The sequence below is a fragment of the Flavobacteriales bacterium genome (genome assembly GCA_016700415.1).
Classification (GTDB): Bacteria; Bacteroidota; Bacteroidia; order Flavobacteriales_F; family PHOS-HE28; genus PHOS-HE28.
This window is the reverse complement of the sequence record CP065018.1, coordinates 372951-385755: the sequence shown is the minus strand read 5'-3', so window position 1 is coordinate 385755 and position 12805 is coordinate 372951. Positions and strand designations below refer to the sequence as shown.

At 61.7% G+C, this 12805-nt stretch carries 9 protein-coding genes; 6 read left to right on the top strand and 3 right to left on the bottom strand.

The genetic code is table 11. The features are described from left to right. The first annotated feature begins 191 nt into the window (after positions 1–191). Together IPP95_01575 and rlmD are read left to right on the top strand one after the other, a co-directional pair. A complete protein-coding gene (locus IPP95_01575; protein ID QQS72946.1) occupies positions 192–1166 on the top strand; it encodes an SIMPL domain-containing protein in 975 nt (324 codons plus the stop codon). A 245-nt stretch (positions 1167–1411) separates the two neighbouring features. Then, on the top strand, positions 1412–2830 hold the full coding sequence (gene rlmD / locus IPP95_01570; protein ID QQS72945.1) for a 23S rRNA (uracil(1939)-C(5))-methyltransferase RlmD: 1419 nt from the start codon (positions 1412–1414) through the stop codon (positions 2828–2830). On the opposite strand, the gene IPP95_01565 is transcribed toward rlmD, so the two are convergent. After that, positions 2831–3808, bottom strand: a complete 978-nt coding sequence (locus tag IPP95_01565) for a hypothetical protein (GenBank protein ID QQS72944.1) — start codon at positions 3806–3808, stop codon at positions 2831–2833. It lies immediately after the preceding gene. Positions 3809–4030: 222 nt separating this feature from the next. Here IPP95_01565 and IPP95_01560 point away from each other — a divergent pair, with 222 nt between their 5' ends. Together IPP95_01560 and IPP95_01555 are read left to right on the top strand one after the other, a co-directional pair. Then, on the top strand, positions 4031–6565 hold the full coding sequence (locus tag IPP95_01560) for a hypothetical protein (protein ID QQS72943.1): 2535 nt from the start codon (positions 4031–4033) through the stop codon (positions 6563–6565). Positions 6566–6637: 72 nt separating this feature from the next. Beyond that, entirely contained in the window at positions 6638–7705 is a 1068-nt protein-coding gene (locus IPP95_01555) for a glycosyltransferase family 2 protein (protein ID QQS72942.1), read from the top strand. Here the strand turns inward: IPP95_01555 and aroQ are convergent. Next, on the bottom strand, positions 7663–8088 hold the full coding sequence (aroQ, locus tag IPP95_01550) for a type II 3-dehydroquinate dehydratase (protein QQS72941.1): 426 nt from the start codon (positions 8086–8088) through the stop codon (positions 7663–7665). The two genes, IPP95_01555 and aroQ, sit on opposite strands and share 43 nt — an antisense overlap. A 65-nt stretch (positions 8089–8153) precedes the next feature. On the opposite strand from aroQ, the gene IPP95_01545 reads away from it, so the two are divergent. After that, a complete protein-coding gene (locus IPP95_01545) occupies positions 8154–9065 on the top strand; it encodes a tyrosine recombinase XerD (protein ID QQS72940.1) in 912 nt (303 codons plus the stop codon). Between the two features lie 378 nt (positions 9066–9443). Here the strand turns inward: IPP95_01545 and IPP95_01540 are convergent, their stop codons facing one another. Further along, complete coding sequence (locus IPP95_01540; protein ID QQS72939.1) at positions 9444–11891, bottom strand: hypothetical protein; 2448 nt, start codon at positions 11889–11891, stop codon at positions 9444–9446. A 239-nt stretch (positions 11892–12130) separates the two neighbouring features. On the opposite strand from IPP95_01540, the gene IPP95_01535 reads away from it, so the two are divergent. Continuing rightward, positions 12131–12409: a hypothetical protein gene (locus IPP95_01535; GenBank protein QQS72938.1), complete on the top strand. Its 279-nt coding sequence runs from the start codon at positions 12131–12133 to the stop codon at positions 12407–12409. Positions 12410–12805: the final 396 nt, after the last annotated feature.

Sequence of the window (12805 nt, the reverse complement as noted above, 5' to 3'; positions counted from 1 at the left end):
TCACTCCCGCCAGATCTCGGAACATGGACATGCCTTCCCACGACAGGTCACGGGAAAGTGCAATGGTCGCACTTGGCAGCTGCGCCTCGGTATGGCTCTCCCGGTCAGCTCCCCTGCTTCGGCGCGTTGCACAGGTCCGGTGAACCGTTCTGTCAGCAGCGTGTACCGAGGACAAACAACCGAACAAACGAATGTCGATCTCCCGGACCCTCGCCATCACCACGGTGCTGTTCACCGCATTGCACGCGAAGCCGCAAGCCATGGGCAATCTCATGTACGAGACCAACAGCCGCATCTATTTCCAGCAGGCGGAACAGGCCGTGAAGGCCACATTGCAAGGCAATGTGCTGGTGCTGGAAGTGGACGCCATGATGAACATGCGCGCGGACAGTTACCTCGCCATCTTCAATCTCACCCAGTTGGGCCAATCAGCCGAGGAGGCGGATTCCCTGATGAACGGCCGCATGGAAAGGCTGATGACACGCTTGCATAAAGTGGGCGTGAAGGACGCGGACCTCTTCACCGACATGCTCTCCTTCGTGCCCGTTTACGAGATCGAGACCACCCGCAAGTTCTTCAGCACCACCTATCAGGAAGTGCCCGCCGGGTTCGAGATCCAGAAGAACATCCACATCAAATTCAGGGATGCACGGATCTTGGACAAGATCGTGAGCGCCGCCGCCAAGGAAGGCATCTACGACCTGGTGAAGATGGACTACTTCGTGGAGGATCAAAGCGCCTGCTACGACACGCTGCGGATGTTCGCCACCAAGCTGATGCAGGACAAGCTGAAGAATTTCACCAAGCTCGGCCTCAAGGTGGAGGAAAGCCACCGCATCGCCGCCGAAGAGAACGGCGCCTACTTTCCCCTGGACCGCTACACCACCTACAAGACCCGGACGCGCACCTCGCTGAACAGCCGTCGCAGAGGCCAGTTGATCAACGACGTCCGCAACCCCACCACGCTGTTCTACAACAAGGTGCCGTACGGCAATTTCGACATCGTACTGCATGCCGACATCACGGAACCGCCCGTGCAATACACCTACAACCTCACCATGCAGTGCCAACTGCCGGAGGCTTTTCCGAAAAAGGAAGCGAAGGACATCATCAAGTACCTCTGGATCACCGACAAGGGTGATGCGAAGACGATCGCGCTGCCGTGAACGAAGGCGCTGTAAGCGGGGACCGGTTCTTCAACCACGGATGCACACAGATACACACGGATAGTCAGCATCCGTGTTGCTAACAGGATGGTGACGGTGATTAGCAGTCTTAATTTGATCCGTGCCGATCCGTGTGCATCCGTGGTTCATTCCTGTTCATGCACAAGCGGTCAGGAGCGGGAGGAAGCCCCGATAGCCCTGCCTTGCCGCACGGAGAACCCGGGATGCGGTTTCTTTGCAGCCCCATGGCGAAAAAACCACTTCCTGTATTCGAGCACATCACCGTTACCGGCTGGGGTGCCAAAGGCAAGGCAATCGCCAAAGTGGACGGGCTGGTGGTCTTCATTACCGGCGCGGTGCCCGGCGATGTGGTGGACCTGCAGGTCAAGCGTAAGAAGAAGAGCTATGCCGAGGCCACCACCACGCGGCTGATCACGGCCTCACCGGACCGCGAGGAACCCTTCTGCGCACACTTCGGCATCTGCGGCGGCTGCGGATGGCAGGACTATGCCCACGCGGCCCAACTGCTGAACAAGCATCAGGAGGTGGTGGACAACCTGCAACGCATCGGAGGGCTGGAGCTGCCGGAGGTACCTCCGATCCTTGCATCCGCGAAGACGCAGCACTATCGCAACAAGCTCGAGTACACCTTCACCGCGCAACGCTGGTTCACCAAGGCGGAACTGGACACCGGGGAGGTGATCGAGGACCGCAAGGCCTTGGGCTATCACCTGCCGGGCAGGTTCGACAAGGTGTTCAACGTGGAGAAATGCTGGCTGCAGCCAGCGCCCAGCGATGCCATCCGCAACTTCGTCGGGGCCTACGCCACCGCGCATGGACTGGGCTATTATGACATCCGGAAACATGAAGGCTGGCTTCGCACCCTCACCATCCGCACCACCACTACGGGCGAGGTCATGGTGCTGCTCGCCTTCGGTTACGAGGACAAGGGATCACGCGAGGCATTGCTCGCCGCCGTACTTCAGGAATTCCCGGGGATCACCTCGCTCCTCTGGTGCATCAATCCGAAGATGAACGACACCATCTGGGACCTGGACGTCCATGTGTTCCACGGGCGCGACCACATCATCGAGGAACTGATCGATGATGGCCACGCACCGCTGCGCTTCCGTATCGGCGCAAAGAGCTTCTTCCAGACCAACCCCGAGCAGACCCAGGTGATGTACGAGCTGGTCCGGATCTATGCAGAACTGAAGGGTGATGAACTGGTGTACGACCTGTACTGCGGTGCCGGCAGCATCTCGCTCTTTCTGGCCCGGCACTGCGGAAGGGTGATCGGGGCGGAGATCGTGCCGGAGGCCATCGCGGACGCACATGCGAACGCGGAGCTGAACGGGATCGGGAACGTGGCCTTCGAGGCCGGTGATCTGAAGGACCTGTTGAATGCGGAATTCATCGCGCGCCATGGGAAGCCGGATGTGCTGGTGCTCGACCCGCCCCGCGCCGGCATGCATCCTTCAGTGGTGGAGCGCATCCGTGAAATGGCACCGCCGTGCATCGTCTATGTCAGTTGCAATCCGTCCACGCAGGCCCGCGACCTTGCCTTACTGAAGGACCTCTACCGCATCACCCGTGTGCAACCGCTGGACATGTTCCCCCATACTTGGCACGTGGAGAACGTCGTCCGGCTGGAGAGGCGTTGATCAACGGGCCGACCCGTCTTCATAGGTCTTCTCCGAGCATGGGAAGCCGTCGCGGAAAAAGGTGATGCCGCCATAGTAGCTCACCACCCGGCGGTACTCGACCTCGCGATCCTTTTCCTGCACCTTGATGCTGGTGATGACGTGCAAGCGGTCCGCATGCACCACCTTCCATCGGTCAGATGACATCGCAACAGGAGCGTTCAATTCATTTTTCGCAGGTGCGGCGCCCAATGCCAAAAGCTCCGGTCCGGGTCTGCTCGGCCGGAACTCATCCAGCGCCACATGCAGCGACGCGGAATGGGCGGGCACCGGTTCCAGCCTTTCCTTAGGCATCTCCAACACGTGTACCCTCGGGGCCGTTCGGGACACCACCGGCGCCAACACGTCATGAGGGGTATCGGGGGCCTCCACGCCCTTCCCGGAGAGATTTCCCGAAGAACCCGGCATCGGCACGGCGGCCTCTCCCCGCACGGGCTCCGCCTGCTGCTCCAGCCCGGTCCGGGCAAGCTCCAGGCGCTTCGCCAACACCTCGTTCTTGGTGACGCGGTAATCGGTATCATAGCCGAAGGCATTGATGTACTGATCAAAATGGATCAACCCCACCGGGCCGGCATAGGCGAATTCTTGTCCTTTCGGCATCGGCTCAAGGGTGACCTGGAACGGAAAATAGAAGCCTTCCCCCACCGGATAACCGTCCGGCACGGCCGTGTTGAACTGTAGCTGTTTGCTTACGCAACCGGGCCGTTCAAAAGAGAGGAGATAGTCGGTGTTCAATTTCAGGTGCAAGGAGAAATGGGCAAGGCCCGTCGTGAGGGTCCGGGGTTCCTCGTCGGGGGTGACGATGATCACACGGGCACCTGCCATGGACATCCCTCTGATCATCAGAATGCCGTCCAGATCCAAGGAACTGCCCCATGCCAGCAAGGACAAGGCCATCGCCCCGCCACCACCGATCATTCTGCCAACTACGGTCTTCATTGCGATCTCCTCTTGCAGATCCGATATCACGGTACCGGGCCAGGGAGGAGTAAAAGTAACGGGATCGGGGCTTTCGGCACAAATCGCCATAGGCCGGGAAGGATGCTCAGGTGTTACGAATCTTGGGAAAGATGATCCCCGAGGCCGATCGACAAAAGGGAAAATACCGAACTTCGACACTGGCACGATACTTGGCATAACAGGTCACAGATCCTTAGTACCATGATCCGCACATCCCCCTCCCTCCGCCATCTGGCATGGCCCCTCGCAGCGGCCCTCCTCACTTTCGGAGCCCACGCCCAAGAGAAGAATTCCGACTGGCCGCTGGTGTTCACCTCCGGTGAAGACCAAGTGCAGGTCTTCAAACCACAGCCCGAATCCTTCGACGGCACCAGCTTTACCGCCCGCGCCGCCGTGGCCTTGCAACGCCCACAGGACGGCAGCCCCGTCTTCGGCGCGATCTGGGGCAATGGCATTCTGGCAGTGGACCGTAGCGACCGCATGGGCACCCTCACCACCTTCAAGGTGACCGATGCCCGTTTCCCCGGGATCACCGACAGCGCGGAACAGGCCCGCATACGGGAAATGCTCTCGCAGGGCATTCCCGCACATGCCGCGCCCATTCCCATTGATTGGTTAGTGGCCGCACTGGAAGAAGAGAAACTGAGCTCCACCTCCTACGACAACGCTCCGCCCACCATCATCTACAAGGACAAGCCCAGCATCCTGGTCTTCATCGACGGGGAACCGGTCTACGAAGCCGTGAAGAACGACGACCAAGGCGGCGACCCCGTATACGCCGGCAGCGGACCGGAGCTGGACCGCGTGGCCAACACCCCTTACCTGCTCGTGCGGCCCAAGGGCGGCAACAACTGGCTCTACGGATCCGGCCTTTGGTATTCCGCGAAGACCGTGCAAGGCCCATGGACGTATGAGAAAAAAGCCCCGGCCGCCCTGGAGGCGTTAGCCCAGAAAGTGGATACCGCCAGCACCACCGAAAAGCCCGTGGACGGCATCATCCCCGAGGTGGTGGTCACCACCAAGCCCGCCGTGCTCCTGGACATCAACGGGGCGCCGCAGATGCAGCCTTTCGACAACACCTCCTTGATGTACGTGACCAATACGGACAAGGACCTCTTCATGGACATCCCCACGCAGGAGTATTACCTCCTGGCCTCGGGCCGGTGGTTCGCCACCAAGGACCTGCAGAACGGCCCGTGGCGCTATGTGTCGCCGGAAGAATTGCCCGCGGACTTCGCGAAGGTGCCCGAAGGTTCAGCGAAGGACGGCATCCTCGCCCACGTGGCCGGCACCAACGCCGCGCGTGAGGCCGTGCGCGATGCCAGCATCCCGCAGACCGCCCAAGTGGACCGCAGGAACGTGACCTTGAGCGTGAGCTACGACGGCGACCCGCAGTTCCAACAAGTCGCGGGCACCGCTGTCTATTCCGCCGTGAACGCCAGCACCACCGTGCTGCGCATCAACGGGCACTACCATGTCTGCGACAATGCGGTGTGGTACGATAGCGACACCCCGGACGGCCCGTGGACGGTGAGCACCTCCGTGCCCGCGCAGGTGAACGACATCCCGCCCTCCGACCCCAACTACCGCGTGCGCTATGTGTACATCTATGATTCCACGCCGGACAATGTCTTCGTGGGCTACACCCCCGGCTATCTCGGCAGCTATGTGCAGGGCGGCACCGTGATCTACGGCACCGGTTACTACTACGACCCTTGGCGCAGCAGCTTCTGGTATCCACGCCCATACACCTGGGGCTTCAACATGTACTACAACCCTTGGTACGGCTGGGGCTTCGGGTCCTCATGGGGCTACGACTGGTTCTATCCGCGGTGGAACTACTACGGCTACTATAACACGCATTCCTGGGGATGGTGGGGGCCCTACGCCTATTGCCCCGGCAGTTGGAACTACTACGGCCATACGGGATACGGCTACGGCCATTTCTATGGGCAGCATTATAGCGAAGGCAATGGCACCCGCATTGCGCACCGCGGCTCCTTCGCGGGAAGCTCCGGCGGGCGGTCCGCAAGCGACCTGCGCAGCAACGACCTGTATACCAGCCACAAGGTCCCCGGTGTGCGTCCTTCCGTGGTGGACCACCAACGGACAGCTACGATCGAGAAGGTGCGCACTCCTGAACGCACATCCGGAACGCAGGTGACGAAAGCCGCCGATCGGGATTATTTCATCGACCGGAATGGAAACGTCTTCCGGACCGACGGTGACCGGACGGAGGAATTCCGCAACGGCCAATGGACGAAGATGCCCGCCAACACGGACCGGATCGATCGGAGCCCGAACAGTGGCAGGGACGGGCAGTTCAGCAATGCCCCCGGCGGGAAGACCCCGACAACACAGCCGGACCGCACGAAAACATACCAAGAAAAGCAACCCGCCACCACGCAACCGGACCGCACCACCACCTTCCCCGAACGCCAGCCACAGACCACTCCCGACCGTTCGCGCTACACCTCCCCGGAGCGTGATCCACAGCGCATTCAGGAGGAACGGAGCCGTGGCGACCAACGCGTGAACGACTTCAAGGGATACCAGCAGCAACGCAGCACTGCGCCCACCAAGCCCACGGCCCCACCGGTGCAGCGTTCGCCCGCCCCTACGCGCACGGCGCCCGCACCCTCCGCACCACCGGTGCGTAGCACGCCATCGGCCCCCAGCCAGGGATCCGGCGGTGGAAATAGCGGCGGTAACAGCGGGAAGCGTAGTCCGCGCTAGTAGGCTGTTGGCTTTTTTCGGGATCCCGGCCCGGCGTTCTTCACCATTTTTGCCCGTAGGAACAAGGGGCGGATGGACACAGCAGTAGTGATCTTGAACTGGAATGGCCAACGCTGGCTGGAACAGTTCCTGCCCGCGGTCGTGGAGCGTTCCGCGAGGCACGCCCGCGTGATCGTGGCCGATAACGGAAGCACCGATGGTTCCGTCGCGTGGGTCCGTTCAAACCTGCCCGCCGTCGAGGTGATCCGTATGCCCGAAAACCAAGGCTTCGCAGGCGGGTACAACGAAGCCCTTCAACAGGTGGACGCGAAGTATTTCGTGCTGCTGAACTCGGACGTGGAAGTGACCGACGGATGGGTCCTTGCACTACGGGACCACTTGGAGGCGAACCCCGACATGGCGGCCTGCCAGCCCAAAATGCTCAGCCACCGGAACCGCTCCACCTTCGAACATGCCGGGGCAGCAGGGGGCTTCATCGACCGCAACGGATATCCCTTCTGCCGCGGGCGCATCTTCGAGCTCACCGAGAAGGACAGCGGACAGTACGACGATGACCGCGACGTGTTCTGGGCCACCGGTGCCTGCCTGATGATCCGTGCCGAGGCCTTCCGCGCTGCCGGCGGGTTCGACGCCACGCTTTTCGCGCACATGGAGGAGATCGACCTCTGCTGGTGCCTGCGCCGCATGGGCTGGCGCATCGGCTATACCAGCACCGCCAAGGTGTACCACGTCGGTGGCGGGGCGTTGGGATACGGCGACCCGCGAAAGACCTTCCTCAACTTCCGGAACAGTTTGGTGGTGCTCGCCAAGCATCTCGATTCCCGCTGGATCTATGCACGCATCTTCCACCGCTTCACCTTGGACTTCTTCGCCGCGATGAAGTTCCTCACCGAAGGCCATGCCGCGCACGCCTGGAAGGTGGGCGCCGCACATCGGCAGTTCATCCGCTGGTTGCCGCGCGTGATGCGCGAACGCAAACGCCTGCGCACCATGGAGCGGAACCCCGACCTCACCGGCATGTACCACCGCAGCATCGCCTACGACCGCTACATCCTCGGCTGGCGCAAGTTCACCGAGCTGGACCAGAGCGAGATGGATCAGCCACCGCGCCGCAAGAGGTGGTCCACCGCCAAGCGGTAACCCTCCAGGCCGAAACCGGTGATCACGCCCGCGCAATGCACCGCCGTGAGCGAACGCTGCCGGAAATCCTCCCGCGCATGGATGTTGCTGATGTGTACTTCCACCACCGGCACCTTCATCATCGCCAACGTATCCCGCAGCGCCACGCTGGTGTGCGTGTACCCCGCGCCGTTCAACACCACGCCGTCACATTCCGCGTCCGCGGTGCGCAACGCGTTGATCAGTTCCCCTTCCACGTTGCTCTGGTACAGGTCGATCACATGGCCGGTGTGGGCCTGCTGCAAAAGCTGCAAGTATTCCTCGAAGGTCCGGGTGCCGTAGGTCGCCGGTTCGCGCGTGCCCAAGAGGTCCAGGTTCGGGCCGTTGATGATGCGGATGTGCATGGTTATGCGCAAAAGTGATCAATAGAGTTCATCGGAGCACCTTACGGGCGGCACAACTTTGGGCCATGGAGTGGAAACAGGCGCTCACGGACTTCCGGGTCCACCTGAAACTGGAACGCGCCCTGAGCGAACGCACGGTGGACGCCTACCTGCGCGACGTGGGCAAGCTGCGCGACTTCGCCATCAGCCTCTCCCCTCCTATCCAACCCGACCAACTCGCCTTGGACGACCTGCAGGCCTTCATCACGCAGCAGGCCAAAACAGGGTTGATGGCCACCAGCCAAGCCCGCCTCCTCAGCGCCGTCCGTGGCTTCTTCAAATGCTTGCGCATCGAGCGGCACATCACCGATGACCCCACGGCGCTGCTCGAAAGCCCGCGCACCGGCAGACATCTCCCGGTCTTCCTCAGCGTGGAAGAGATCGATGCCCTGGTCGCCGCCATCGACATGGGCCATCACATGGCGCACCGCGACCGCGCCATGATCGAAACCCTCTATGGCTGCGGCTTGCGCGTGAGCGAGCTCTGCGGACTGCGCATCAGCAGGCTGCATTTCGAGGACGGCTTCATCCGCGTGGTGGGCAAGGGGGACAAGGAACGCTTGGTGCCTATCGGGCCGGAGGCCATGCGGCAGATCGACCTCTACCGCAAAACCGTGCGCGTGCATCTGCCGGTAATGCCCAAGGCGGAGGACATCCTCTTCCTCAACATACGTGGCAACGGGCTTTCCCGCGTCTGGGTGTTCAAGCTGGTGAAGGCCCTCGCCTTGAAGGCCGGCATCACCAAGGAGATCAGCCCCCACACCTTCCGGCATTCCTTCGCCACGCACCTGGTGGAAGGCGGTGCCGACCTGCGCGCTGTGCAGGAGATGCTCGGCCATGCCAGTATCACCACCACGGAGATCTACACCCACCTGGACCGCGAATACCTGCGCAGCAACATCATGCGCTTCCACCCACGCGCCAAAGGCAAGGGCTGAACCCATTTCGCAGTCACTGGCGTCCGCGAAATCTACAAACACCGGCTGCGACCCCTTCAAGGTCGTGGTCGATCCACCTCCCAGTGCAACAGGTTTTAACCCCTCCGGGGTCAAAAGCCTCGTTGCTGCCGGATCTCGACCCCGGAGGGGGGCGCAGCATTTTGTCATGGACATGAGGGTATTCGACCCTGAAGGGGTCGCAGCTGGTGTTCATTTCCGAATGCGACAGGTGGGATCCTTGTCGGTGAAATGGACGATCAACCGTACAGGACGGACATTCCGGGCCGTTGCCGGAAAATTTCCCGGACGTCAGTGCCGCAGGCATCATCTGTGGCCATCCGTGCCATCTGTGGACAAGGACCTTGATGCGGCCGACACTTACCGCGCCACCACGAAACCGGAACGCGCCATCCATTTCCCCTGCATGGATGCCGCCTGCAGCACGTAGTTGCCGGGGGCTAAGCGCGAAATGTCCAAGGCCAGCGGAACACCTTGCACCGGATCGCGCATCGCCCTCAGCGCCAAGCGGCCATCAGCGTTGTAGATGCTGATCCGCACGGAGCTTCCATGGCTGTCCAGACCGCCGACGAGCAGCCGGTCCGCAGCGGGAACGGGATAGAGCGTTAGTCCGTCCTCCGCCATTTCCGTGAAGGGAACATCCACCGAGAGATCGCCCTTCGCGAACGCGTACTGCCCCTTGCGAAGCACGTCGAGGTCGACGTAGCCGGTGCCGTTGGTCACGATCCCGGTGCTTACATCCTGATTCGCGTACACTTCCCACGGCATGGAGGCATCGGCCCGGTAGGCCACCAGCAAGCCCGTCTCATCGGTGCCAAGGAAGTCATGGTCCACGGAGGCCGGGGACAACGCGGAATACGTCAGGCGCGCGTGCAAAGCCGTTCCTTCGGGCCACAAGCCGTCCACGGTCCAGTAGTGCGCGGGCGATAATTCATCGATGGCCGTACCGAGCGGCCCTTGGTCCGGTGCCGCCCAGATGTGCTCGATACGCACCAGCGTGGTGTCGGCCAAGCTGTCCGCGTAAAGGCGGAAATCCACCCGGGGCAGGTTCGTGGTGAAGGCCTCGCCCGGAACCAACTGCTGATCGATGTCCATCCGTGCTTGGTTCAGCCGGTTGTGCCCGTTCAGCACCGCCATCACCGGCTCGAAGGCGCATTGCAACGGCACGGCGCTGAACTCACCGCCCACGAGCTGCCTGTATTCCTTCCGCTCACCGGAAGCACCGATCAACGTGATGTCCAATGGCACCTCCTGGTGAAAAACCGTGGCGCCGCGCAGCTTCTGCTGGATGATGAGGTTCACGTCCCACAGGCCGCCGCCGGGATGCACGGCCATGCCCTGCACCACGAACACCGAAAAGCCCGGCGCGAACACCTGGTCCGTGAAGAACGGGTGCAGGTCGTAACCCGTGCTGGCCTCCAGCGCATCGCGGAAGCCGGCCGCGTCCAGCGTGGAATAGGCATGCGCCGTCTGCGCATCGTACATCCCTTGGCGGAAGAGCGTATCGCCGAGGTAGCCGCGCAGGTTGTGCAGCACCGCCGCGCCCTTGTTGTAAGTGGTGATCCCGTAGATGTACGGGTCCGGCATGGGCGAAAGCGGCTGGTAGCCACCGTCCTGGTTGTTCGCCTGCCGTAGCACGTAGAGCTGGTTGTCCTTCACTACGGCATCGAAGGCCGCCTGCCCGCCGATCCATTCCTCCAAGAGGTGCGCGCTGTATTCCGCCGGGCCTTCCTTGAGCCACATGTCCTGTTGCGTGTGCGGCGTCACCATGTTGCCCCACCAGTGGTGGCCCAGCTCGTGGGTGAAGAGCCCCCGATTGTCGAGGAGGCTTTGCGTGGGCATGAAATCCGGATAGGCGATGTTGGTGGGGATCTCCAGCGCGCCGTCCGTGGTGAGCACGTAGCCCACCCGCTGCCACGGATACGGGCCGTACCAGTATTCACAGGCGTCGATGGCCGCGCCGATGTCCGTGAACTTCGCCTCCATCGCCGCCATCTGCGCCGGCTTCGCGGTGAGCCGCACCGGCACGTCGCCGTTGGCGCCCACATGCACGAAGTCCGTGTCCACATAATCCGCCACGGCGATGGCCGAGAGGTGCGTTGGGATCCGCTGGTCGAAGTTAAAAGTGCGCACCACCGTGTCGCCGCCCAGCTGCACCTCGCCGAGGAATTCACCCTGGCAGTGCGCGCGGAAGGTGCCCGAGCTCTTCACATGGTAGGTGTACGTGGCGCGTTCCACGAAGGAATCGAAGCAGGGATACCACACCTTGCCGAAGTTCGGTGGAATGGTGGTGAGGCCGATGCCGAGGTTGTAGATGTAGTTGGACTGGAAGTAGAAGCCGCCCCAGTCGGGGTCGCGGTGCGGATGGCCTTGGTAGTGCACCGTGAGCGTATCCACGCTGCCGGAGTCCGGCGGCACAAGGAAGTCCACGCGCAACGTCTGTCCGTCGTTGCTGAAGGTGAGCGGCCCGGCGGGCGAGGTGACGGAATCCACCTGCAGGTCCCAAAGCTCGAAGCGGATGAAGTCCTGCCCCGCCATCAGCGGCGTGAAGGTGATGGTGGTGGCGGCTTTCAGCTGCTGTGCGCTGTAGTCCGTCACGTCGATGGCGATGTCGTAGTGCAGGATGTCGAAGGTGTCGCTGCGCGCGATGATGTCGTCGATCAAGGCGCGGTCCGCGGCGGTGGGCACGGCGGGCGCATGGGGATGCTCACGGAAATAGTGGCAACCGTATTTGTAGGGCTGGGCCATGGCGCTTGCGCAAAGCACGAGCACACTGAAGAGGACCAGGGAACGGGCGGGAACGGACATGGAGCAGGTGATGAAGTGAGGTCCGAAATTACGGGATCGGTCGTCAGTTGTCCGTTATCAGTTGTCGGGTGGGGCCGCGATGGCCGTGACCATGCCTACGGCAGGCCGACAAGAACGGGATGCGACCATGCGTTTTCATCGCCTCCCCATGCAGCCGGACAACTGACAACTGACAACCGACAACCAACCTTGTGCTATCTTCAGCGATCCGCAAATGCATCACTGCTTACCCGAAGATCATGAACTGCCCCGAGTGTGAAGTCCGCAATAAGTCCTCCATCGTATACGCCCGCAAGAACACGAAGACGGACCTCGGCTTCTCCGCATCCAAACCGGGGCCGGGCGGGCCGCACCTCCATGACCCCAATGTGATCGTGGAATCCTTCGAGTGCAGCAACGGGCACCGCTTCAAGCGCGAAAGCCGTAATGCTTGCCCCAAGTGTAATTACGGACATGAGGAACCCTCCGTCACCGTGCTGACGCCACGGGCCAAGTTCCAGCCGGGCATGAAGGAGTGAGGGGAGTTTGGAGTCCTTTAGTCGTGAGTCCGGAGTTGTGAGTCTGGAGTTCTGGAATTGTGAGTCCGGTCACGCTTGTGGTGGGTCTCCCCGATGACGCTTGTGGTGGGTCTCCCCTCCTTCCTCAAAAGGAGGGGTTGGGGGTGGTCCGGACATCATTACAGAACCACCCCTTTCCCCTCCTTGAAAAAAGGAGGGGAAAACCTATCGGGCTGCCCTTCCTTAAAAAAGAAGGGGAAAACCAACGTGGAACGGACACAACCATCACCCACCGGGCTGCGTCTTATCCGTGGTACGCCGGGCCGGATCGGTAACCCTGAACGATCCGGTGCGACAATTCCTTGTACCACTGCGGGAAGCCCCCCTTTTCAACGATCGCGTAAAACTTAACAGCCG

Bases quoted from the DNA above. Each gene is read 5' to 3' on its own strand.
- IPP95_01540 (QQS72939.1), bottom strand. From the start codon at position 11,891: ATGTCCGTTCCCGCCCGTTCCCTGGTCCTCTTCAGTGTGCTCGTGCTT.
- IPP95_01545 (QQS72940.1), top strand. From the start codon at position 8,154: ATGGAGTGGAAACAGGCGCTCACGGACTTCCGGGTCCACCTGAAACTG.
- IPP95_01555 (QQS72942.1), top strand. From the start codon at position 6,638: ATGGACACAGCAGTAGTGATCTTGAACTGGAATGGCCAACGCTGGCTG.
- IPP95_01535 (QQS72938.1), top strand. From the start codon at position 12,131: ATGAACTGCCCCGAGTGTGAAGTCCGCAATAAGTCCTCCATCGTATAC.
- IPP95_01575 (QQS72946.1), top strand. From the start codon at position 192: ATGTCGATCTCCCGGACCCTCGCCATCACCACGGTGCTGTTCACCGCA.
- IPP95_01565 (QQS72944.1), bottom strand. From the start codon at position 3,808: ATGAAGACCGTAGTTGGCAGAATGATCGGTGGTGGCGGGGCGATGGCC.
- aroQ (QQS72941.1), bottom strand. From the start codon at position 8,088: ATGCACATCCGCATCATCAACGGCCCGAACCTGGACCTCTTGGGCACG.
- rlmD (QQS72945.1), top strand. From the start codon at position 1,412: ATGGCGAAAAAACCACTTCCTGTATTCGAGCACATCACCGTTACCGGC.
- IPP95_01560 (QQS72943.1), top strand. From the start codon at position 4,031: ATGATCCGCACATCCCCCTCCCTCCGCCATCTGGCATGGCCCCTCGCA.